A 23,658-nucleotide genomic window follows, 5' to 3' on the forward strand; every position below is an offset into this window, starting at 1 on the left:
CAGGAGTCTGGACTTGACTCTTTAAATTGAGAAATTCATTAACGTTAGTGTTGTTTTTACAACTTTATAACGCTTAAATATTTGTTGCATCTAACTTTTTATAGAAATAAGAGGGTAAAGCTACGTTTAAATTATTTCTAAACGTAGCTTTACCCTCCATCTTTTTTAAATTGTAAAGTTTTCACTGCTAATGATTTCATGATTTCGATTACGGAAATTCAAAGTCGCATCTAAACTCGTATCATCATTAAGCAATTCTGCATATGTTTCTTCAACATTACTTCTCGACTGTGAAATACTACCTGGATTTATCACATGCACACCATTTATTGCTTCATGTTTAGCAACATGTGTATGTCCATAAAAGGCAAATTTGCAGTCTGCTGCTTTTGCTTGTTCTGCTAAAGGTATTCTTGTACGATTCACTTGATATAAATGGCCATGAGTTAAAAATGCATTGATACCATTTATATTAAGTGTTTGTTCATTTGGAAACTCAGGGTAAAAATCGGTATTTCCTTTTACTCTATAAAAATGACTGAGTTCACTATCATCATAAGCAAATTCAGAGTCACCTAAATGAATAGCAGCATCTACATGCTCATGTTGATTTATAATATCAAACAACACACCTTGTTCGGTATGATTATCACTAACTATAATCCATTTCGACATTATTGATCACCCTCTAGGTATTGTTGTAGTTGCGCTATTGCTTTACCTCTATGACTAATTTCCCCTTTTTCTTCAGCAGTTAACTGTGCCATTGTTTTATTTTTGTCTTCTACGAAAAAGATAGGATCATATCCAAAGCCATGTTCACCAATTTTATTTAGTGTGATTTCTCCTTGTACAGTTCCTTTAAACTGTACTGTATCTTCACCTGGTGCGCTCATGCTAATAACGCAAACAAATTGTGCACTACGGTCGGTTTCATCACCTAATTTAGTTAAAAGTTTTTCAATATTTGCATTATCATCTTTAGTTTCTCCAGCATAGCGAGCTGAATATATACCAGGTTCACCATCTAACGCAAAAACTTCCAATCCACTATCATCAGCAATAACACGTTTATTTAATGCTTGCGCAGCTGCTTCAGATTTCAGTTTTGCATTTTCTTCAAAAGTGTCACCCGTTTCCTCAACATCAAAACCTTCGATGAGTTCTGATATACCTATAACATTATAATCAGGAAAAATAACTCTAAAATCGTTTATTTTTCCTTTATTATTTGATGCAATAACAATATCTTCCATTATTTACGCCTCACTTTAAACTTCTATTTTTTCAACTGTTGCTTTCATATTTAACCATTCTTCAATAATGCGTTCAATATGTTCTGTTTCTCCTGTAGCAAAAAATTTATGTTCGGGCTGCTTTTTATAACCTGCATGTTCGTTACTGAACGTTAATAATGCACTCACTTCTCTCGCTGTTTCTAAACCAGATGAAATAACTACTTTTTCTCCGTGAAAGTAATCATTAATTGGCTGATACAGTAATGGATAATGCGTACATCCTAAAATAACTGTATCTGCTTTGCTGTTCCTCCATTGTTTTAATGTTTGATGTATAACAATACTCGTAATCGTTGGATCTTTGTATCTCATTTGTTCTACAAGTGGAACAAAGCCTGGACATGCAACCCCAGATACTTCTACATTAGGATTAATTTGCTTAATATGATGTCTGTAGGCCTCTGATTTAATCGTACCTTCTGTACCTAATATTAAAACATTTTGATTTTTTGTTGTCATAATGGCTGTTCTAGCACCTGGTTCTATAACACCAATAACAGGTATCGCTAATAAATTTTGTAAATGTTTTAATGCAACTGCCGTTGCAGTATTACACGCAATCACTAACATCTTGATATCAAACATCATGAGCTTTTCAGCTAATTCTGTAGTAAATTGTCTTACCTCCGAAGCTTCTCTTGGCCCATAAGGACAACGTTTTATATCTCCTAAATAGTAGATTGTTTCATTTGGTAATTGGCGCATGATTTCTTTAGCTACTGTTAAACCTCCAACGCCAGAGTCAATAACTCCAATTGGTTTCTCCATATATTGTTCATCCTTATATATTTACTTGTCTTTTATTGTAGCATAGCTGTGTTTTCAAAATCATTTTACAAGAACTAAATTTCTAATTAATTGGCATTTCAGATATTAAAATTAATCATATGATTCGCATAAATAAAATATAGCAACGCAGTACATCTTCGTCATTTAATTATAATAAAACAAATTACTAGTTTTTATATAAAGTACCGAATCACTAATTAACTTCACAACGGCAGTGATTTAAACATGTTTAATATGAAAAGTACTTTTACTAAACACCTAATCATTATGATAAATTTATATCTATACCATATTTCATAAAAAAACTGTCAACAAAGTTAGTACTTTGTTGACAGTTTTAATATATATTAATTTACTTGGTGGTCTGAACCAAAGAATGATTTAAACATATGGAAAGAAGTTTCACGGTTTAATGCTGCAATTGATGTCGTAAGAGGAATACCTTTAGGACATGCGTTAACACAGTTTTGTGAGTTACCACACTCTTGTAAACCACCTGCACCCATCAATGCATTTAAACGTTCATCTTTAGTCATTGAGCCTGTTGGGTGTAAGTTAAACAATCTAACTTGTGAAATAGCTTGTGCACCAACAAAGTCGTTATTTCTTGTAACGTTTGGACAAACTTCTAAACATACACCACATGTCATACATTTAGATAATTCATATGCTGTTTGACGTTTTTTCTCTGGCATCCGAGGCCCTGGGCCAAGATCATACGTACCATCAATCGGTACCCATGCTTTCATACGTTTCAAGTTATCAAACATTCTACTACGATCAACTTGTAAGTCACGAACCACTGGGAATGTACTCATTGGCTCTAACTTAATTGGTTGTTCTAATTGGTCAACAATTGCTGTACAAGATTGTCTCGCTTTGCCATTGATAACCATAGAACAAGCACCACAAACTTCTTCTAAACAGTTCATATCCCAAATAACAGGTGTTGTTTTCTCACCTTTACTATTAACCGGATTACGTCTAATTTCCATTAAACAAGCAATAACATTTAAATTCTCTTTATAAGGAATTTCAAATTCTTCCTCATAAGGTTTAGATTCTGCATCATCTTGTCGTTTAATGATAAATTTAATTGTTTTTTGATTTTGTTGTTGGCTTTGTTGTTCGTTTTGCGCTTGAGTTTCATTTACTTCTTTAGTATCTGCCATTTTATTTACCTCCTTTAGAACTACTTGAATAGTCACGTTTACGAGGTGGGATTAAACTTACATCTACTGGTTCGTATGTAAATTTAGGCGGTTCTGTTTTTCCTTGATATGATGCTAAAGTCGTTTTTAACCATTCTTCGTCGTTTCTCTCAGGGAATTCAGGTTTATAATGTGCCCCACGAGTCTCATTTCGGTTGTATGCACCGATTGTAATTACACGTGCTAGTACTAACATATTCCATAATTGACGAGTAAAGAAGACTGCTTGGTTACTCCATGTTTGCGTATCTTCAATGTCAATATCTTGATAACGCTCCATCAATTCTAGGATTTTCTTGTCTGTTTCCAATAATGCTTTATTATCTCGTACAACAGTAACGTTTGCTGTCATAACTTCACCAAGTTCTCTATGAAGTTTATATGCATTTTCTGTACCATTCATATTCAATAAATTATCGAATTTTTCTTGTTCTTCTTTAACGCGTTTTTCATAAATGCTGTCGTCCAAATCAGTATATGATTTTTCAATATTTGCAACATATTCAATTGCATTTGGTCCTGCAACTGTTCCGCCGTAAATAGCAGATAACAATGAATTAGCGCCTAAGCGGTTACCACCATGTTGTGAGAAGTCACACTCACCTGCTGCAAATAGGCCTTTGATATTTGTCATTTGATCATAATCTACATAAAGACCACCCATTGAATAGTGTACTGCTGGGAAGATTTTCATTGGTACTTTTCTTGGATCGTCACCAGTGAATTTTTCATAAATTTCAATGATGCCACCTAATTTTACATCCAATTCATGCGGATCTTTATGAGAAAGATCAAGGTATACCATGTTTTCACCGTTAATGCCTAATTTTTGATTAACACATACATCAAAAATTTCACGTGTTGCAATATCACGTGGTACTAAGTTACCATAATCTGGATATTTTTCTTCTAAGAAGTACCATGGTTTACCATCTTTGTATGTCCAAATACGTCCACCTTCACCACGAGCCGATTCACTCATTAATCGTAGTTTGTCATCCCCTGGGATTGCTGTTGGATGAATTTGAATAAACTCACCATTTGCATAAATTGCTCCTTGTTGGTAAACGATTGATGCAGCAGAACCAGTATTAATCATTGAGTTAGTTGTTTTACCAAATATAATACCTGGACCACCAGTTGCCATAATAACTGCATCTGAACCAAATGATTTTATTTCAGAAGATGTCATATCTTGAGCCACAATACCTCTGGCCATATTGTCATCATCTTTGACAATACCTAAGAATTCCCATCCTTCATATTTTGTAACTAAACCATCCACTTCATAACTACGTACTTGTTCATCTAAGGCATACATTAATTGTTGTCCAGTTGTTGCTCCAGCATATGCCGTTCTGTGATACATCGTACCACCAAAGCGACGGAAATCTAGCAAGCCTTCATTCGTTCTATTAAACATTACACCCATACGATCAAGTAAATGTATAATATTCGGCGCTTCTTCTGCCATTGCTTTTACTGGTGGTTGATTCGCTAAGAAATCTCCACCATAAACTGTGTCATCAAAGTGAACAGCAGGTGAGTCACCTTCACCTTTCGTATTGATTGCTCCGTTTATGCCACCTTGGGCACATACGGAGTGTGAACGTTTAACAGGCACTAATGAGAACAAGTCAACGTGTGCGCCTTGTTCTGCTGCTTTAATTGTTGACATCAGACCGGCAAGTCCTCCACCGACAACAATAATTTTCTTCTCTGCCATAAATAGTCACTCCCCTAAATATATCTGAAACATTTTTAAATTATACGAACGCAAGAATAGCACTTATTCCGATATACGAAACTACGATAAATACAACAAGTGATACCCATGTAAAAATCTGTTGTGATCTTTTAGATTGTAAAACACCCCATGTAACTAAAAATGACCATAAGCCATTTGCGAAGTGGAATGTTACAGAAAGTAAACAAATGATATAGAAAATTAACCAACCTGGATTAGATACAATATCATGTACCATATCGAAGTTTACTTCTTGACCTAATGCACGCTGAATACGAGTTTGCCATAAATGTATAGCAACAAAAATAAACGTTACAATACCTGTAATACGTTGCAATAAGAACATCCAATTTCTAAATTGAGAGTAATGTCCTACGTTTTCTTTTGCCGTAAAGGCAATATGTACACCATATACCGCATGATATAGAATTGGAATGTAAATTACGATAAACTCCAATGCAATCAAGAATGGTAAAGATTCCATAAATCCAGCAGCCTTGTTAAACGCCTCAACGCCTTTTGTAGCTTGGTGGTTAACAAGTAGATGCACTAATAAGAATCCACCTATCGGTATTACGCCTAACAAAGAATGTAAGCGTCTTAAATAGAATTGATTTTTCGAATATGCCAAAAGGAAGTCCCCCCTGTGAAACAATTAATTTTTTGGTATCTTTCTTTAAAGTATAAATGTGATGATACTTATCAACTAAAACTAAACAACAACATGTTATGCAATCGCTTTATATTTATAGCAATATAAACTTCAACATGTATGTATAAAACAATGAAGTAATACCCCTAGTTGAATTTAACAATTGTTTTATTATTTAGATTTAAGTGATAATTTTTCTCAATTAGTAAACGCTTCCATATACTTTTAAAAAAAGAATTCCTGTTATTTGCTATTGTAACACTAATTCATAAAATTTTGGGCATGAGAATGATTCTCATGCCATATTCTTTTTTTCTATTTGTTATATAGTGCGTGATGAAGATTCTCAGCGACTTTTTGAGGTAAACCAGAAGATTTTAAATCTTCGATACTTGCCTCTTTCATTTTCTTTATGGAACCAAAAGTTCGTAATAGTTTTGTTTTGCGTTTAGAACCAATACCATCTACGGTATCTAAAACTGATTGTAAACCAGTTTTCTGGCGTGTTTGTCTATGAAACGTAATTGCAAATCTATGAACTTCATCTTGTATTCTTTGAAGTAAATAAAACGCTTGGCTATTTTTTTTCAAAGGTACAATCTCTGCACTTTCACCATACAGAATCTCTGATGTTTGGTGTTTATCATTTTTACGTAGCCCAGCAACTGGTATATCCAAACCTAATTCGTTTTCAAGCACATCGATTACTCCGTTCATATGACCTTTACCACCATCGACGATGATTAAGTCTGGTAATGGCGTACCTTCATTTAAAACACGTGTATAACGCCTACGCACAACTTCTCTCATCGATTTATAATCATCTGGGCCATCCACCGTTTTTATTTTATATTTACGGTATCCTTTTTTATTAGGTTTGCCATCAACAAATGAAACCATAGCTGAAACAGGGTGTACACCTTGTATGTTTGAATTGTCAAAAGCTTCAATACGAATAGGCGTTTGAATACCCATATGATTCCCTAATTCTTCAATTGCCTTCACGGTACGTGATTCATCTTTAGCAATGAGTTCAAATTTATTCTCTAGCGTAACTTCAGCATTATGATTCGCTAAATCAATCATTTCTTTTTTCTTACCTTTAATGGGTTGGACTATTTTCGTATCTACTACCGATTGAATGATGTCTTTGTTTAAATTTTTAGGAATATGGACTTCTTTAGGAAGAATGTGTTGATTTAAATCATAAAATTGACCTATAAAAGTATAAAATTCTTCTTCTTCTGTTTGTTGCAATGGAATCATTGTTGCATCTCGCTTAATCATATTCCCTTGTCTAATGAAAAACACTTGAATACACATCCAACCTTTTGACACACTATATCCAAAAACATCTCTTATAGTATTATCCGAAGTTGTAATTTTTTGTTTTTTAGTTAAATTATGAATATGTTGTATTAAATCTCGATACTCTTTTGCTCTTTCAAAGTCTAGTGCTTCACTCGCTTCATTCATTTTTTGTTCTAAATTATTCAATATTGTTTTATCTTCGCCATTTAAAAAGTCAGTAATTTCTTTGGTCATTTCCGCATATTTATTTAAATCTACTGGGTAAACACAGGGACCTAAACATTGGCCAATATGGTAATACAGACACAATTTATCGGGCATTTTATCACACTTTCTAAATGGATAAATTCTATCTAATAACTTTTTTGTCTCTTGTGCTGAATATGCATTAGGATAAGGCCCAAAATATTTTCCTGTTCCTTTTTTAACTGTGCGTGTCACAATTAACCGAGGATATTTTTCTTTAGTGATTTTAATAAAAGGGTAACTTTTATCGTCTTTCAACAAAATGTTATATCTCGGTTGATATTGTTTAATCAAATTGAGTTCGAGCAATAATGATTCTGTTTCACTCGAAGTTACAATATATTCGAAGTTTCTAATTTCTGAAACGAGCCGTGTCGTTTTAGCATCATGTGCACCTGTAAAATAAGACCTTAATCTATTTCTTAATTTTTTAGCCTTACCGACATAAATAATTTGATCATTTCGATCTTTCATTAAATAGCAACCCGGTTCAGTGGGTACGACCGTTAATTTTTGTTTAATATCTTCTTGGTATTTTTCCACTTTAGTCCCCCCTTTCTTGTAAAAATATATTGCTAAAATAAGATATATATCATTTGCATCACAGTTGTATAACGTTAAAAGCTTATTCGCAAATATAAAATTTCAATTCTAATATTCATTATAGAATATACATTATCATTAAACCAAAGTATTCGTTTGAAGATGAAATATGTGGCAAGTAAAAATTTTAAATATTATATATAAAGCGCCTTAATCTATAAGCGCTGGTGAATCAAAATATTTTAAACTCTGAAGCTTTTTCATAAACTTAATTTAGAGGTTAAACAACGCTGAACAATATAGGGTGTAGATATGCAGTCAATTTTAGTTATGAAGATAAGGCGAGTTCTCATTTTTATACCAATGCTCTAAATAATCAGAATGTAAACCTAGCTCTATAAAAATCATAAAAGCTACGATTTCAGCCAAACTAACAAAAATCACAGAAAAAACCTGAGACAATCATTGATGTCCCAGGTCGTTTCGTTGTACTTTTATAAGTGTTTCTCAATTACTTCTGCTAAGTTTTCTTTAGGTTGGAAACCTACAACTTTATCGACAGGTTCACCATCTTTAAATAAGATTAAAGTTGGGATACTCATTACTTCAAATTTAGCAGCTGTTGATGGATTTTCATCTACATCAAGTTTTAAAATATTAGCTTTTCCATCATAATCACCAGCTAATTCTTCTAATACTGGAGCAATCATCTTACAAGGGCCACACCATGTTGCCCAAAAATCTACTAAATTGACACCTGATTGAATATTTTCATCAAAGTTTGAATCTGTTACTTTTACGATTGCCATAACTGCCAATCCTCCTTAAATTTCAAATGATGAAGAAATTATAACAGACTTTGTACAAATCTGCATACCTCTTGCTCACATTTATTTCAATTCTGCTACGGTCACGCCAAATCCGCCTTCACTTGGCATGCCGTTCCTATATGATGACACATTTTTATGTTGTTTTAAATGTTTTTGCACACCTTTTTGCAATGCACCTGTACCTTTACCATGAATAATATATACTTGTTCATAATTACTTAATACAGCTTGGTCTAAATATTGATCAACCGCAACCATAGCTTCATCATAGCGGTAGCCACGCAAATCAAGTTCCATTTTAATACTTTGACGATTTTCACGTTTTACCATTTTAGAAGGTGCTTCTTTCGTCTTTTGTGTTTTTTCTAAATCACTGGTTGGTAATTTCATTTTAATGATACCCATTTGAACAACTGCTTCATTATCATCTAATAATTCTAATATTTCACCTTTTTGCCCATAAGTCAGAACTTTCACTTCATCGCCAACCTTAATTTCATCCCATTTTTTCTTTTCAACATTTTGCTTTATTGACTTAGCTTCATATTGATCATCCAACTGTTTCTTTTTATTGATAAGCTCATGTTCTTTTACATCAGCACCTTTTTTATCTCTAAGTTCGCGTAATTCTTTAATGATCTCATCTGCTTCTTGGGTAGCGGCTTTCACACGTTGATTGGCTTTTTCTTTGGCTTCACTCATTAATTGCTTCTCTTGATTACGATATTTATCGTACTCTTTTTCAAGTTCATCATGTGTTTCTTGAGCTTCTCTTAATAAACTATCTAATTCAATTCTCTGTTCGTCTACACGTTTAGAATTTTTTTCTAATGAAGCAATCATTTCATTTATTTCTTGCTCATCCTGTCCTATCATTGCTTTCGCATTTTGAATCACTTTCATATTGAGTCCTAATTTTTTTGAAATATCAAAAGCATTAGAACGTCCCGGTACACCCATGAGTAATTTATATGTTGGGCTTAATGTATTAACATCAAACTCTACGCTAGCATTCATCACACCTGGTCTATTGTAACTGTATGCTTTAAGTTCAGGATAATGCGTTGTCGCCATTACTAATGAACCTATTTCATGAACATGATCTAAGATACTCATCGCCAAAGCAGCACCTTCACTTGGATCTGTCCCAGCACCTAGTTCATCAAAAAGAATCAAACTATTTTTAGTTGTATGCTGTAAGATTTCAACAATATTTTTCATGTGTGAAGAAAAAGTTGAAAGTGATTGTTCAATAGATTGCTCATCTCCGATATCACAATAAACGTTTTCAAAAATACTTAGTTTACTACCGTCTAAAGTAGGTATCAACATCCCTGATTGTGCCATCAAAATAACGAGTCCTAGGGTTTTTAGTGTTACAGTTTTACCCCCTGTATTAGGACCGGTGATGATCACAGTTTCAATATCATCTGCAAATTCAATCGTATTTGCTACAACGGTATCTCTATCTAATAAAGGATGAAATGCTTTGGGTAAATAAACCGTTCGCTCACTGGTAAACTCAGGTTTCGTTCCTTTGATTGAGCGTGCATAACGTGCTTTAGCGGTTAAAAAGTCAATTTGACCCATAATATTTTCTGAAATTAAACAAGCGTCTGCTTCAGCCGCTACATAACCCGTTAATTCAGTTAAAATACGTTCACGTTCAGCCGCTTCATCATTTCTTAGACGACTAATTTGATTATTCATTTCAACGATAGACGAAGGTTCAATGTAAAGTGTTTGCCCAGAAGCTGATTGATCATGAACGATGCCATTAAAATCTTGACGATATTCTGCTTTTACCGGAATAACATTGCGCTCATTACGTACCGTTATAATAGCATCTGACAACTTTTTCTGATTAGCTTGACGCTTCACAATTTTGTCTAAGTTTTGTTTTATTCGTTGCGTCGTACCAGAAATTTTACTCCGGATGCCTTGTAATTCGTAACTAGCGTTATCGAATAAGTCATTAGCGTCACATTTTTGATGGATATTTTGATACAACTCTGAAAGGACAGGTAATTGTTCCATCCTATCGTGAAGAATAGCATAATTCACTACTTCTTCTTCTTCTAATAAATTATTATAAAATGTCTTATATTGATTTTGAATTTGAATTAAACGTTTAATTGCATTAAGTTCTTTAACACTTAATACACCACCGATGGTCGCTCTATGAATCAGTGATGAAACCTTAGATAATCCACTCAAACTGGGCAAACGATGTTTATTATATATTTGAGCAATTTCATCCGTTTCATTCATTTGAAATTCGACAGTTTGAAAATCAGTTGCTGGTACCATTTCAACGACTTTCTCTCTACCTAAGTCACTCATGGTTTCTTTTTCAACAAGTGCTTTTATTTTATCGAATTCTAAGACATTTAATGATTTCTGTCTCATATAATCCCTCTATTTCTTCAATTTTATATTATTTTCAATAAATGTTTTAAAAGATGCTCTATCCATTGTATTAATGACGTTTTCTTTTTTAACAAAACCTTTTTGTGCAGTAGCTACACCATATTTCATAAATTCTAAGTGATCTACGTGATGTGCATCAGTATTAATCGTTAGTTTAACATTAGGATGTTTTTTAACGATATCTGCATTTAAGTCCAAGCGTTTAGGGTTCGCATTGATTTCTAAAATAGTATTTGTTTCTTCTGCGATTTCACATAATTTATCAATATCAGGTTCATAACCTGCACGTTTACCTATGATACGTCCTGTTGGATGTGCAATATGACGGACATAAGGATTACGACATGCTTGTTCTAGTCGATACATAATATCTTCTTGAGATTGGTTAAAACTTTGGTGTATCGCTGCGATAACATAATCTAACTGTGCTAATATTTCATCATCATAGTCTAAACGGCCATCAGGTAAAATGTCCATTTCAATGCCTGAATATATATCAATGTCATCATATTTTTCGTTTAACGCTTTAATTTCTTCATTTTGTCGCAACAACCGCTCAACAGAAAGTCCATTGGCGACTTTTAAGCTTTGAGAATGATCTGTAATAACCATAAACTGATAACCTTTTGCGATGTTTGCTTCAATCATATCTTCAATACTAAAAGCACCGTCACTATATGTTGTATGCATATGAATATCACCATTGATATCATTGATATTGATAATATCTGTTAAATCTTTGTCAAACTCGCTACCATCTTCACGTAATGCAGGTTCAATCCAATTCACCCCAAAGTGATTATAAATCTCTTGTTCACTGTTATATTGGATTAGTGTGCCGTCCGCTCTTTCTATACCATACTCACTAACCTTTTCGTTGTTTTCTTTTGCCAATTGACGGATTCGAATATTATGATCTTTTGAACCTGTAAAATGCTGTAGTGTATGGTAAAAAGCAGATGGTTCGATTAATCTAAAATCTACGCCAATAGTTTCATCATCATATGTTAACTCTAATGACACTTTTGTTGCTCCAACTGCCACTTCTTTAACCTTATTAGGAATTTTTAATAAAGCTTTTTGAACTTCTAAAGGTTGATTCGTGCTTATAATATAATCTAAGTCTTTACTCATTTCTTTATAGCGTCGAAAACTACCTGCAACTTCATACTTTTCTATCGTCTCAATCGATGACAAATAATCACTAATTTCTATATTTAGACCTCTCATTTGATCAATTGGATAACGCTCTTTTTTCGCGCCTAATGCTTTTACTGCTTCAAGAATATTCTTTTCAGTTTTCTTAGCGAATCCACTTAGTTCACTTACTTTTCCTTCTTCACATGCTTTTTGCAATGCTTCTTTTCCATCAATATTAAGTGCTTTATATAATTTTGCTATTTTTTTGCTACCGAGACCTTGTATTTTAAGTAAAGGAATTAACCCTTCTGGCACTTCTTCTTGTAATGTAGCTAAAGTCGTAGAATTACCTGTTTCTCTATACTCATTGATCACGTCTCCTACGCCTTTACCAATCCCTTTTAATTCTGTAACATCTTCAATTTGGTCTAAAGGCCGTTCATCTATTTCTAAGCTTTGAGCTGCTTTTCTATAAGCTGAAATTTTGAAAGTGTTTTCGCCTTTTATTTCCATATACACCGCAATTTTTTCTAATAATTGAATAATTTCTTTTTTAGTCATTTGTTTCACTCCATAGAAAAAGGTCAAGACAGCATCACCAAACTATTTTGGTATTTCAGATATGCCTTGACCCCCTAGTTTTTTTAAATCTATAAATTTCACATCAATATCTTTATAATTGTGTGATAAACATTGAGATAAACGGAATATGTAATAATATATGTTCTGTTATAATCGAATGAGAAAGTTGTTGTTGTATCATCGCATTAGGATAAATTGCACTACTATATAACAAAATAGCATTAATGATTAACGATGGAATAACACTTAAAATCACACCACATAACCTGCTCGTAATATTTGGTAACTTTTGTTTAAGCGTATAATCAAATATAACAATAATGCCATAAAATATTACTTTTGTAATCAGAGCAATCGTTACAAAGGCGACAATATGCTCAAAACGTTGTTGTAAATTATCAAATTGAAATGCAAAATTCATATCGTAAGCACGTGTCTTTGGATATGGTACAAATAACTCCAAACGTTGTGCTATTTGTAAATAATATCGTTGAGCCATCCACAAAGCAAAAATGGTTGCACTCAAATGTATAGCTGATAACCACACGCCTCTTCTAAATCCAATAATCCCAATATAAATAAAGATGACAGCTATCACTATATCAATAATCATTAATCTTCACTGTGTTTCAATTGATTTATTTCTTGTCTTAAACGATCATTCTCTTCTTCTACTTGGACTTTTTCATGCATGATATTAACTGCGGTAAGAATGGCTTTTCTAGTTGTGTCTAAACCCGCACTTTTACTTGCTAACTCTTTGAGTCTCTCATCTACCAAATGTGCTACATAACGAATATGCTCAGGATTATCTTCTCCGACGATTGTATAATGTTGATCATTTATAGTTACATTAATCCGATTTTTAAACTCACCCATATAATAACTCCTGACTTTTGTATTTTATTTCTAATCTAAATGTTTTTACTTTATTTATATTTATATGTTGGTAATTTATAATATTTATTACGAACTATTATACACGACAAGATATTTTTTTGTAAGAGGTGAGAATTGTTCTATTTGAAATATTTAATGATTATAAAACAATTGTTTAATTAACATTCATTAAAGTCATATTGCTAGTTATATCAAAAATAGCTTACTTATTTAAATTTATGATATGATATGCATTGTTAAATTTTAAAATACGTTATACGAACAAAGAGAGGTCACTAAATGACTAATATAGTACATAAATTAACAAATTCAGAGATACAACAATTAATGACTAAAATCAATTTTGAAACAACTAATCTTTCACAAGGTATGAAAGCACGTACGAAGCATCGCAATACTGCGATTACGATATATAATTCTAATAAAGTAATGTTTCAAGGTAAAGATGCTGAAGCTGTAGCAAACGCTATATTACCTAATAAATCAGCTTCTCCAAAAAATAATACAAAACAAGGTAGTACCAAACAAACTAATCAGCACATTTCCTATAACCAATTTCAATGTATCGGCAGTGACGAGGCAGGCAGTGGTGATTACTTTGGACCACTAACAGTTTGTGCAGCTTATGTATCAGAAAAACACGCTCAAATCTTAAAAACACTTGGCGTAGACGACTCTAAAAGACTTACTGATCCTAAAATTATAGAAATTGCTGAACAAATTATAACTTTCATCCCACATTCTTTATTAACAATGCATAATGAAAAATACAACGAGAAACAAAAATCTGGTTGGTCTCAAGTTAAAATGAAAGCAGTTTTGCATAACGAAGCAATTAAAAATGTCGTTGCAAAAATTGACACAGACGAACTTGATTATATCGTTATTGATCAATTTGCTGAACCTGGCGTATATAAAAGATATGCACTTGGCGAACTGCCGTTTGAAAATAAGACAAAATTTGAAACGAAAGGTGAATCAAAATCCATAGCAATTGCTGCTGCTAGTATTATTTCACGTTATGCCTTTGTGAAAAATATGGATCAACTTTCAAAATACGCAAAAGTTGAATTACCTAAAGGCGCCAGTAATAAAGTGGATTTGGCCGCTGCAAAAATCATTGATAAAAAAGGTGTCCATTATTTAGATACTATGACCAAAAAACATTTTGCTAACAGAACAAAAGCTTTAAATTTAATAAATAAAAAGCATCAATAAACGCTTTTTTGTAAATCATAACGTTACTAATGCAAAATAAAGCCTTGAATCATCGCCACATGCGACATAGATTCAAGGCTTTATTATATTATCTAATCGTTGCACCTTCTGCTTGTAAAGCTTCTAAAATACGATCATGTACTTCATTTACTTTATCATCTGTAAGTGTTTGTTTTGTATCTAAATATGATAAACGAAGTGCAATTGATTTTTCATCTTCTGCCACATGTTCACCTTCATAAACGTCAAAGACTTCCGTTTTTTGTAAAATGTCGCCACCGTTATTTTTAATCACATTAACGATTTGCGCTGATGGCGTTGCACGATTAATGACTAGTGCAATATCTCTTGATACACCTGGGAATCTTGGTATTGGTTGATAATTAATGTAACCTACTGAAACTGACATCAACTTATCGTAATTAAGTTCAAATACATAAGTTTGTTTTAAATCATAATCATTTTCAGTTTGCGGATGTAGCTCCCCTACGAATCCAACGATTTCATTATTTAATTTAACCAATGCAGTTCTACCAGGGTGTAATCCAGTTATTTCACCAGCTTCATATTCAAATTGAATGTCTAAAATTTCTGCAATACGTTCAACGATACCTTTTGCTACAAAGAAATCAATTGCTTCCTTTTTACTTTGCCAAGTATTAACAGCATAATCTCCTGTTAATATACCGCTTAAATATTCTATCTCGTCTGGCAATTGATCTTCCTCATTGCCGAAGAATACACGCCCCAATTCATATAGCGCAACATGATGATTACTTCGAGCTACATTATAAGACACATCATCAATGAGATGAGGAATCAAACTCTGTCTCAAAGTAGCATGTGCTTCACTCATAGGCATCAACAATGATATCGTTGAGCGATCTTGCAGTACAAAATCAGTTGCACGTGCTTTATCTACAAGTGAGTAATTAATCGCTTGGCTTAAACCGGCACCTTCTAATGTCGCTTTTACTATTCTTGTTTTTGCTTGTCTATCATTTAATGTACCCGGTGTTACATGTTCAAACACAGGTAACGTTGAAGGAATTTCATCATAACCGTATATTCGAGCAATTTCTTCGATTAGGTCTTCTTTGATTGTAATATCTTTACGACGAGACGGAACCATTACTGTCAATGTATTACCTTCTAGTGTTGTTTCAAAGCCTAGTTGAACAAAAATCGCTTCAATTTCTTCTCTCGATAAATCAAAACCAATCGTTTTGTTTACTTTTTCAACAGTAATTTCAATCGGAGTAACAAATTGGCCAAAGTCGCCTTCAGCTACACGATCTTGTACTACCGTTCCACTCGCATATTGTTGTAGCAAATAACAAGCTCTGTCTACCGCTTCGTCTACAAATTCTGTTGCAATACCTTTTTCAAATCGACTTGAAGCTTCACTACGCAAATTTAAACGTCGGGAAGTGTGTCTAATTGAAACTGGGTCGAAAATTGCACCTTCGATGATGACATTTGTAGTATTTTCAGTCACCTCTGAGAAATCACCGCCCATAACACCAGCAATTGCAATAGGACTATCACCATTAGTAATAACAATATCACTTTCTTTTAATGTTCTCTCTTGATCATCTAGTGTTGTCATTTTTTCTTCTGCTTTGGCTTGGCGCACTTCTATTTGATCAGAGCCAATGTGGTCTTTATCAAACATATGCAGTGGTTGACCATATTCTAATAATACATAATTTGAAATATCTACAACATTATTTATTGGTCGAATACCTGCTTTAATCAATCTCATTTGCATCCATTCTGGTGATGGTTGGATTTTAACATTTTTCACTATTCTAGCACTGTAGTATGGTACCTTGTCTTGGTTTTGAACACTAATACTTAATTCATCAGTGGCTTGTTCGCTCGTTGTCTCGCATTGTGTTTCTGGTTTTTTCAATGGCATATTATAAAGTGCAGCTGTTTCATAAGCTGTACCTATCATACTTAATGCATCTGCTCTATTTGGTGTTAAATCAAATTCCATAACTTGATCATTTAAATATAAAGCCGTAAGTGCATCTGTTCCAGGTTTGACATCTGAGGTAAATACATATATACCTTCTTCAAATTGTTTAGGAACTAGGTTTGAGGAAATACCAATTTCTTGTAACGAACAAATCATTCCTTCTGAACGTTCACCTCGTAATTTTGCTCTTTTGATTTTTATTCCCCCAGGTAAACGTCCACCTACAGTTGCCACAATGACACTCTGCCCTGCATCTACATTAGGTGCACCACAAACAATTTGCACTGGTGCTTCTTCACCTATATCAACTTGACATAAACTTAGTTTATCTGCATCTGGATGCGGTGCTTTAGATTGAATATATCCAACCACTAAATTTTTAATGTCTTTTGTGTAATCAATAATATCATCTACTTCAATACCTGTGCGTGTAATTTTTTCCGCTAGAACATTGACAGGTTGATTAATTTCTACAAATGTCTCTAACCATTCTTTTGAAATAAACATTATAACTCACCTCTATCTTCTACTGCTTTAAATTGGTCTAAGAAACGCACATCATTCGTATAGAAATGACGTATATCTTCAATACCGTACTTGAGCATCGCAATTCTATCTGGTCCCATACCAAAAGCAAATCCTGTGTATTTCGTTGCATCAAATCCAGCCATTTCTAGTACATTCGGGTGAACCATACCTGCCCCTAAAATTTCTATCCAACCCGTTTGTTTACAGACATTGCATCCCTCTCCACCACATTTAAAACAAGAAACATCAACTTCTACAGATGGTTCAGTAAATGGGAAATAACTTGGACGAAGACGAATTTCTCTGTCTTCACCAAATAGTTGTTTGGCTAACAACTCTAATGTCCCTTTCAAATCACTCATTTGAATATTTTCGTCTACAACTAAACCTTCAATTTGCGTAAATTGATGACTGTGTGTTGCATCGTCAGAATCACGTCTATAAACTTTACCAGGACATAATATTTTCACTGGTCCTTCACCATTACGTTGTTCCATTGTTCTCGCTTGAACTGGTGACGTATGCGTGCGCATTAAAATATCTTCTGTAATATAAAAACTATCTTGCATATCTCTCGCTGGGTGAGATTTTGGTAAATTTAATGCTTCAAAATTGTAATAATCTTTTTCAACTTCATAGCCATCAACAATTTCATAGCCCAATCCTAAAAATAAATCTTCAATTTCTTCAATCGTTCTTGTTAAAGGATGCTTCGCACCTATTGAAATTTTACGGCTAGGCAACGTTACATCAATTTTTTCTTCTTTTAACTGTTGTTCTAATTTTGCATTTGCTAAAACCTCTCGACGGGATTCAATCTCACCCTCGATCGTTTGTCTCACTTCATTTACTTTTTGGCCATATGCTGGTTTCTCTTCGTTTGATAATGCTTTCATATGTTTCATCAAACCAGTCACAGAACCTTTTTTACCTAGATATTTGACTTTGACATCTTGTAACTCTTTTTCATTTTGAGCTTCATTTATATCAACTAATGCTTGTTGTTTAATCTCAGACATTGCCTCTGTTTGTGCCATACTTTGCCTCCTATTTAAGATCTATATTTTCAAATAAACAATAAATGCATACAAAAAAGCTTTCATCCCTTAAAACTGGGACGAAAGCTTTCCGTGGTACCACCCAAATTTATGCACACGCATACACTTGTAATCTTTGATAACGGAAATGATTTCCGACTTAAATTTCTTTAAGTAACCAAAAAGATGAAAAAAACCAATTACAGCGGATTATCTTTCAGTCTATGAATAATCTCCCTTGAACAACTGTCTCAATTAGTTTACGTCTTTTTATAGGTTAATATTTTTCATTGATATTTGTATTATATACGAAGTTCATTCAAAGGGTCAACCTTTGAGATGATACAATAATATGCTACCAGCTATGGCAACATTTAAACTTTCGGCTTGCCCATATATGGGAATATTTAAATTCTGAGTCGTTTGTGTTAATAAATTAGGGTTGACACCTTCTCCCTCATTTCCAAGAAGCAGTGCAAATTTTTCTTGATGTTCCATTTTATTATAAGGGATAGCGTTCTCTAATGCTGTACCATAAACATTTCCATTAAAACCATCTATAAATTCACTTAAATCTCTAGTGATAATAGGAATATGAAAAACACTACCTTGACTTGCACGTAGTACTTTATCTTGATAAGGATCTGCGGTTCCTTTTTCTAACACGATTAAATCAATACCTGCCGCATCTGCAGTACGTATTAATGTCCCCATATTGCCTGGATCTTGGATACGATCTAACAGTAGTACTTGCTGGTATGCGCGTTCCTCATATTGTACTTTTTCTATAATCGCAAAGAATCCCTGTGGTGTTACCGTGCCAGACAATGACTCCGCAACTTTTATATTTATTTCATATACTTCTTCTGCATCATTCACTAATTGCTCATCTAGTCTATCGATATCAATAGCGAATAATTGCAATATTTTTATATTACTCTTATATGCTTCATCAATTAAGTGTACACCTTCGATAAGTACATGCCCTGTTTTATCTCTTTCACGTTTCTTTTTTAATTTATTTGCACTTTTAATTTTATTATTTTGTGCGGAAGTTATCATTTCCATAATATAGCCTCTTTATTTCAATTTTTAAATATATGCCTAATATTAGAACTTAATTGCTTACATCTTGTAGCTAAGTCAAATTGATTTTCTATAATAATACTGTCTCCACTATAACTTACCATATCACCTTTTTCAGGCAAAACGTTATCTAGTAACCTAATCTTATAAGTTTTGGCGAATTGTGGGTTGCTTTGATTCATAATTTGAAAATGTATGTGCGGTTCCATTGTGTTACCCGAATTTCCTACTCGTGCGATTAATTGCCCACGTCTTATATAATCTCCAACATTCACTTTAAATGTGTCTGGTTTAAGATGTGCTATCATACTATACTCTTTGCTTGTATGTTTAATAATGATGTAATTACCTTCAGGATGTTTCATATTATTTTCACCCGGTGATGCATCTGGTATTCCGTCTACAATGTCTATTACAACGCCATTTGCTGGTGCAATCACACTTTGATCATAACTATAATAACTTTCACAGCTATTTGGATTGCCCTGATAAGTAAGATGATCCTTCACAAAAATTAAATCTAATGCATGACTTTGATTTTTGTATGAGTAATGATGGTTTAAAAGTTCATTTTCTCCGCCAGCGTAAACAAACCAACTGTTTAGAACTGGTATCGTATACCTTAATTTCGTTTCTTTCTGCCTGTTTGCCAAGTTGATAGGCATAAGAACGAAACCAATAATTTCATGATATTTATTTAAAGTCACACTAATACCAGATGTTTGCTTTACATCCAACCATATGTATTCTTCTTTATAATTGAGTTGTATGTGTTTATATAATATATTTTTATGCCTAATTGTATTATAAGATTTCAATAATCTTTCTAATTCGTGATAGGAAGAAATTTCTTGGAAATAATCACTAAACTGATTATATAACCATTCGCTATCACTTTTTTCTATTTTTTCTAAAATTACTTGTGCATTTATTTCAATCATCATTTACACAACCCATCAATTGTATATAGCATTAGTATTATAAAATAAAAAATCGCTCAAAAATTATTATATGAATAATTAATGAACGATTAATCTCGGCTATACATTAGCCTTTAAATAAATGAAATTATTTAGATACAACTTCTTCACCTTTGTATGAACCACAGTTCTTACAAACACGGTGAGATAATTTGTATTCACCACAATTTGGGCATTCTGTCATACCAGGTACTGAAATTTTAAAATGCGTACGACGTTTATTTTTTCTTGTTTTTGACGTTCTTCTTTTTGGTACTGCCATGATATATCCTCCTTATATTCATACATTACTAAATTATTTTCAGACTCAATAATCTATTATACTATAAATTATTTAAATCCGCTATTGCTCTTCGTCATATAATTGTTGTAGTTTTCGAAGCCTAGGATCGATTTGCTCAGTTTCCTCTTCTTCAGCAAGCTCAACCACTTGTTCCTCGTCAATAACTTCCCAACCATTACCTTCACGTAACATCTGATCGCTATTATTTGCAAAAGCACGCATTGGCTTTTCTATAATAACAAGTTCTTCAGCAATATCTTTTAGATTAATCATGCCGTCTGTGGCATCATGATAATGCTCATCTTCCTCGTCATCACTTATATACGCGTTACCTTCTAAATCAAAAATTTCTTGTGATTTTATATCAATAGGAACTTCGACTGGTACTAACGTACGGGCACATGCCATCGTATAGGTTCCAGTTATATGCATATCTGCAATGACTTCATTTGATTTGACAGTGAGTTCACCCTCAACATCAATATCAGATAGATCTATTAAATCTAATGATTTTACTAAATGATCAAAATTCACCGTTTGATGGAACTCAAATGGTTTATCTTGGAATTTTCTTAATTGTGTTATTGACCATTTCATATGGCTTCACCTCTAACAAGCACAAAATTTATTTTAACTTTATAGATAAAAGTTGTCAAGATTTTTTCTTAACACAAATTAATCTGATACAATATCTATAATGAATTCTGAAAGGGAGAATTGCAAATGAAAAGCGTTGCACTAGTCACTGAATATAATCCTTTCCACAATGGTCACTTATACCATGCCCAGACATCAAAGTCAATAACCGATTCTGAAATATCAATAGCCATTATGAGTGGTAATTTTGTTATGAGAGGGCAACCAGCTATATATAATAAATTTATACGCACCCGAATGGCATTGAGTGCTGTCGATTTAGTCATTGAATTACCAGCAGTAGCTGCTTTATCAGCAGGCCAATATTTTGCAGAAACAGCTGTCCAAATAGCAAGTTATGTTGACGTAGATCATCTATCATTTGGTAGTGAATCAGGTGACATCGATTCATTTCATGAATTGCAAAAAGACATCTCTAAAATAGAACAAACATCTGAATTTTCAATGAAACTAAAAGAAGGCAAAAGTTATCCTAGAATATTAAGTGAACTTTTAAACAATCATACGTTATTATCTTCTCCAAATAATACACTAGGTGTTTCTTATATGCGGGCAATTCAAAAACTAGCGCCACATATCAAACCTTGGACAATATCAAGAGAAAGTAGTCATCACCATGATTTCAACATTTCAAACTTAAATTTCGCTAGTGGCACTGCCATTCGCAATGCATTACAAACTCAAAACGACCTATGGAAATCGGTTGTTCCTAACTCAATACAACAGCTTTATCAAGAACCACACGCGACTGTAGAAGATACATTTCCGTATATTAAATATGCTATTTTAAGTCATACAACAAATTCATTGAAAAATATCTATACAATGAGCGAAGGATTAGAAAATCGCATATTAGATAAAATCAGATATGCCTCATCATTTGAGCATTTAATGTCGTTGATTAAAACAAAAAGGTATACATATACGCATATACAACGTATATTAATGAATATTTTACTAAACTTTCAACACCACGATAAACATAACGACATAAAAGCAGTGCATATCCTTGGTATGTCTTCAAAAGGTCAACAGTATTTAAAATACTTAAAGCGAAAATTTCCAGAACGTCATTTCATTACGCAACTAAATCAACAAAATGCGCATTTATTTGAGCAAGAAATCCATTCAACACACATTTATAATTTACTTTCTAATCGTACGGAAACAGATTTTAATACACATGTATTACGCGTTGAAAATAAATAATTACTACCCGAAAACATTTAAAATTTCGTTTCCAGTATAATCAGCCTGAGAATGAATTTATAAAATTTCATTCTCAGGCATTTTTATAGTAGGACACTTTTGTATTCGGCTCATTTTTTATGATAGTATTTCAATTTATATTTCAAACAATATATTATTTGAATCACTTTCACTTTACTTTTCATTACAAAAAATACCTATGTATCATTTATTGTTCGCAATTAGACGAAATAAAAAATGGTGGATGTCTATATTAGACATCTTGAGTCAACTCTATGTATATAATTCAATTATCTTTTGTTCATCAACATTATTTGACAAATCAACAAAATAGTCGAGTTGCCATTTTTGACTAAGCTGTGCAGTTTTGTTTAAATCATATTCCCAACTTGGATAAACACGAAAAGCCATTTTCCCTTTTTTATTTTCAGAACTAATTATACCCTTGTGCATGAGTATTTCTTTTTGAAAAATAAATTGTCCTTTTTGTACACCATCTATAATATTAACAACTAATTTATCTGCTATTTCATCATAAGTAAAAGGTACATTGTTCCCTTCATTATTTTTATGCCATATTGCAACAAAGTAGCCGTGTTTCTTCGGTGTTTTTTTAGCTAGTCTACTTTTAAAAGTGATGTTATTAAAAATAAAATTGATAGCTTCATAATCTTGATTCCAGGTTTCTATATTTAAACCTTTCAATGAAAATGCTAATTTCGTTTCTTTTAATTTATTAAATAATAAACTCGATTTAAAGTTAATGATTATCACCCTTTTATATACAATTCTTCACCGTGAAGTGTGCAACGTTTACTTTCTTTCATTCTGCTGAAAGCATAAAGAACCACTAACCCAACAAGTTGGGAAGTGGTATTAAGGATTACCTGTGCTTTAGCTCATGCATAAGAACCACTAACCCAACAAGTTGGGAAGTGATATTAAGGATTACCTGAGCTTTAGCTTATGCATAAAAAACCACTAACCCAACAAGGTG

At 33.0% G+C, this 23,658-nt stretch carries 21 protein-coding genes; 2 read left to right on the plus strand and 19 right to left on the minus strand.

Going from position 1 to position 23,658, the window contains the following annotated elements:
• Positions 1 to 165: 165 nt before the first annotated feature.
• The 12 genes from KA926_RS00005 to zapA form a co-directional block, all read right to left on the minus strand.
• Positions 166 to 675: a YfcE family phosphodiesterase gene (locus KA926_RS00005; RefSeq protein WP_210143392.1), complete on the minus strand. Its 510-nt coding sequence runs from the start codon at positions 673 to 675 to the stop codon at positions 166 to 168.
• Positions 675 to 1,256, minus strand: a complete 582-nt coding sequence (locus tag KA926_RS00010) for an XTP/dITP diphosphatase (protein WP_192946781.1) — start codon at positions 1,254 to 1,256, stop codon at positions 675 to 677. The genes KA926_RS00005 and KA926_RS00010 overlap by 1 nt, the downstream gene beginning before the upstream one ends.
• 15 nt (positions 1,257 to 1,271) lie before the next feature.
• Positions 1,272 to 2,066, minus strand: a complete 795-nt coding sequence (racE, locus tag KA926_RS00015) for a glutamate racemase (RefSeq protein WP_192946782.1) — start codon at positions 2,064 to 2,066, stop codon at positions 1,272 to 1,274.
• A 368-nt stretch (positions 2,067 to 2,434) separates the two neighbouring features.
• Positions 2,435 to 3,259 carry a succinate dehydrogenase iron-sulfur subunit gene (sdhB, locus tag KA926_RS00020; RefSeq protein ID WP_107383705.1) on the minus strand — a complete coding sequence of 275 codons (825 nt, stop codon included), beginning with the start codon at positions 3,257 to 3,259 and terminating at the stop codon, positions 2,435 to 2,437.
• 1 nt (position 3,260) lies between these two features.
• A complete protein-coding gene (gene sdhA / locus KA926_RS00025) occupies positions 3,261 to 5,024 on the minus strand; it encodes a succinate dehydrogenase flavoprotein subunit (RefSeq protein ID WP_107383704.1) in 1,764 nt (587 codons plus the stop codon).
• Between the two features lie 40 nt (positions 5,025 to 5,064).
• The gene (locus KA926_RS00030) at positions 5,065 to 5,676 is read right to left on the minus strand and encodes a succinate dehydrogenase cytochrome b558 subunit (protein WP_107383703.1); all 612 of its coding nucleotides are present in this window, start codon (positions 5,674 to 5,676) and stop codon (positions 5,065 to 5,067) included.
• Positions 5,677 to 6,012: 336 nt separating this feature from the next.
• Positions 6,013 to 7,797, minus strand: coding sequence for an excinuclease ABC subunit UvrC (uvrC, locus tag KA926_RS00035; RefSeq protein ID WP_192946783.1), 1,785 nt, complete (start codon positions 7,795 to 7,797; stop codon positions 6,013 to 6,015).
• A 494-nt stretch (positions 7,798 to 8,291) separates the two neighbouring features.
• The gene (gene trxA, locus KA926_RS00040) at positions 8,292 to 8,606 is read right to left on the minus strand and encodes a thioredoxin (RefSeq protein WP_019469293.1); all 315 of its coding nucleotides are present in this window, start codon (positions 8,604 to 8,606) and stop codon (positions 8,292 to 8,294) included.
• Between the two features lie 81 nt (positions 8,607 to 8,687).
• Positions 8,688 to 11,036: an endonuclease MutS2 gene (locus KA926_RS00045; protein WP_192946784.1), complete on the minus strand. Its 2,349-nt coding sequence runs from the start codon at positions 11,034 to 11,036 to the stop codon at positions 8,688 to 8,690.
• Between the two features lie 9 nt (positions 11,037 to 11,045).
• A complete protein-coding gene (polX, locus tag KA926_RS00050) occupies positions 11,046 to 12,758 on the minus strand; it encodes a DNA polymerase/3'-5' exonuclease PolX (RefSeq protein WP_192946785.1) in 1,713 nt (570 codons plus the stop codon).
• Positions 12,759 to 12,870: 112 nt separating this feature from the next.
• Positions 12,871 to 13,392 (minus strand): CvpA family protein, encoded by a 522-nt coding sequence (locus KA926_RS00055; RefSeq protein WP_192946786.1) that lies wholly within the window; start codon positions 13,390 to 13,392, stop codon positions 12,871 to 12,873.
• Positions 13,392 to 13,658 carry a cell division protein ZapA gene (zapA, locus tag KA926_RS00060; protein ID WP_019469289.1) on the minus strand — a complete coding sequence of 89 codons (267 nt, stop codon included), beginning with the start codon at positions 13,656 to 13,658 and terminating at the stop codon, positions 13,392 to 13,394. The genes KA926_RS00055 and zapA overlap by 1 nt, the downstream gene beginning before the upstream one ends.
• A gap of 300 nt (positions 13,659 to 13,958) precedes the next feature.
• Here zapA and rnhC point away from each other — a divergent pair, with 300 nt between their 5' ends.
• On the plus strand, positions 13,959 to 14,897 hold the full coding sequence (gene rnhC, locus KA926_RS00065) for a ribonuclease HIII (protein ID WP_192946787.1): 939 nt from the start codon (positions 13,959 to 13,961) through the stop codon (positions 14,895 to 14,897).
• 88 nt (positions 14,898 to 14,985) lie between these two features.
• On the opposite strand, the gene pheT is transcribed toward rnhC, so the two are convergent.
• The 6 genes from pheT to KA926_RS00095 form a co-directional block, all read right to left on the minus strand.
• Positions 14,986 to 17,388: a phenylalanine--tRNA ligase subunit beta gene (gene pheT, locus KA926_RS00070; protein WP_210143393.1), complete on the minus strand. Its 2,403-nt coding sequence runs from the start codon at positions 17,386 to 17,388 to the stop codon at positions 14,986 to 14,988.
• Positions 17,388 to 18,446, minus strand: coding sequence for a phenylalanine--tRNA ligase subunit alpha (gene pheS, locus KA926_RS00075; RefSeq protein WP_192946789.1), 1,059 nt, complete (start codon positions 18,444 to 18,446; stop codon positions 17,388 to 17,390). The genes pheT and pheS overlap by 1 nt, the downstream gene beginning before the upstream one ends.
• Positions 18,447 to 18,773: 327 nt before the next feature.
• A complete protein-coding gene (locus tag KA926_RS00080; protein ID WP_192946790.1) occupies positions 18,774 to 19,514 on the minus strand; it encodes a TrmH family RNA methyltransferase in 741 nt (246 codons plus the stop codon).
• Positions 19,515 to 19,531: 17 nt separating this feature from the next.
• The gene (locus KA926_RS00085) at positions 19,532 to 20,476 is read right to left on the minus strand and encodes a M23 family metallopeptidase (RefSeq protein ID WP_192946791.1); all 945 of its coding nucleotides are present in this window, start codon (positions 20,474 to 20,476) and stop codon (positions 19,532 to 19,534) included.
• Between the two features lie 124 nt (positions 20,477 to 20,600).
• The gene (gene rpmF, locus KA926_RS00090; protein WP_019469283.1) at positions 20,601 to 20,774 is read right to left on the minus strand and encodes a 50S ribosomal protein L32; all 174 of its coding nucleotides are present in this window, start codon (positions 20,772 to 20,774) and stop codon (positions 20,601 to 20,603) included.
• 81 nt (positions 20,775 to 20,855) lie between these two features.
• The gene (locus KA926_RS00095) at positions 20,856 to 21,392 is read right to left on the minus strand and encodes a YceD family protein (RefSeq protein WP_210143394.1); all 537 of its coding nucleotides are present in this window, start codon (positions 21,390 to 21,392) and stop codon (positions 20,856 to 20,858) included.
• 126 nt (positions 21,393 to 21,518) lie between these two features.
• Here KA926_RS00095 and KA926_RS00100 point away from each other — a divergent pair, with 126 nt between their 5' ends.
• Positions 21,519 to 22,661, plus strand: coding sequence for a nucleotidyltransferase (locus tag KA926_RS00100; RefSeq protein WP_192946793.1), 1,143 nt, complete (start codon positions 21,519 to 21,521; stop codon positions 22,659 to 22,661).
• 273 nt (positions 22,662 to 22,934) lie between these two features.
• On the opposite strand, the gene KA926_RS00105 is transcribed toward KA926_RS00100, so the two are convergent.
• Positions 22,935 to 23,426 (minus strand): MepB family protein, encoded by a 492-nt coding sequence (locus KA926_RS00105; RefSeq protein ID WP_192946896.1) that lies wholly within the window; start codon positions 23,424 to 23,426, stop codon positions 22,935 to 22,937.
• Positions 23,427 to 23,658: the final 232 nt, after the last annotated feature.

The organism is Staphylococcus sp. GDY8P94P (assembly GCF_017892255.1).
Classification (GTDB): Bacteria; Bacillota; Bacilli; order Staphylococcales; family Staphylococcaceae; genus Staphylococcus; species Staphylococcus cohnii.

Bases quoted from the DNA above. Each gene is read 5' to 3' on its own strand.
- KA926_RS00005 (WP_210143392.1), bottom strand. From the start codon at position 675: ATGTCGAAATGGATTATAGTTAGTGATAATCATACCGAACAAGGTGTG.
- KA926_RS00010 (WP_192946781.1), bottom strand. From the start codon at position 1,256: ATGGAAGATATTGTTATTGCATCAAATAATAAAGGAAAAATAAACGAT.
- racE (WP_192946782.1), bottom strand. From the start codon at position 2,066: ATGGAGAAACCAATTGGAGTTATTGACTCTGGCGTTGGAGGTTTAACA.
- sdhB (WP_107383705.1), bottom strand. From the start codon at position 3,259: ATGGCAGATACTAAAGAAGTAAATGAAACTCAAGCGCAAAACGAACAA.
- sdhA (WP_107383704.1), bottom strand. From the start codon at position 5,024: ATGGCAGAGAAGAAAATTATTGTTGTCGGTGGAGGACTTGCCGGTCTG.
- trxA (WP_019469293.1), bottom strand. From the start codon at position 8,606: ATGGCAATCGTAAAAGTAACAGATTCAAACTTTGATGAAAATATTCAA.
- KA926_RS00045 (WP_192946784.1), bottom strand. From the start codon at position 11,036: ATGAGACAGAAATCATTAAATGTCTTAGAATTCGATAAAATAAAAGCA.
- polX (WP_192946785.1), bottom strand. From the start codon at position 12,758: ATGACTAAAAAAGAAATTATTCAATTATTAGAAAAAATTGCGGTGTAT.
- KA926_RS00055 (WP_192946786.1), bottom strand. From the start codon at position 13,392: ATGATTATTGATATAGTGATAGCTGTCATCTTTATTTATATTGGGATT.
- zapA (WP_019469289.1), bottom strand. From the start codon at position 13,658: ATGGGTGAGTTTAAAAATCGGATTAATGTAACTATAAATGATCAACAT.
- rnhC (WP_192946787.1), top strand. From the start codon at position 13,959: ATGACTAATATAGTACATAAATTAACAAATTCAGAGATACAACAATTA.
- pheT (WP_210143393.1), bottom strand. From the start codon at position 17,388: ATGTTTATTTCAAAAGAATGGTTAGAGACATTTGTAGAAATTAATCAA.
- pheS (WP_192946789.1), bottom strand. From the start codon at position 18,446: ATGGCACAAACAGAGGCAATGTCTGAGATTAAACAACAAGCATTAGTT.
- KA926_RS00080 (WP_192946790.1), bottom strand. From the start codon at position 19,514: ATGGAAATGATAACTTCCGCACAAAATAATAAAATTAAAAGTGCAAAT.
- KA926_RS00085 (WP_192946791.1), bottom strand. From the start codon at position 20,476: ATGATGATTGAAATAAATGCACAAGTAATTTTAGAAAAAATAGAAAAA.
- rpmF (WP_019469283.1), bottom strand. From the start codon at position 20,774: ATGGCAGTACCAAAAAGAAGAACGTCAAAAACAAGAAAAAATAAACGT.
- KA926_RS00095 (WP_210143394.1), bottom strand. From the start codon at position 21,392: ATGAAATGGTCAATAACACAATTAAGAAAATTCCAAGATAAACCATTT.
- KA926_RS00100 (WP_192946793.1), top strand. From the start codon at position 21,519: ATGAAAAGCGTTGCACTAGTCACTGAATATAATCCTTTCCACAATGGT.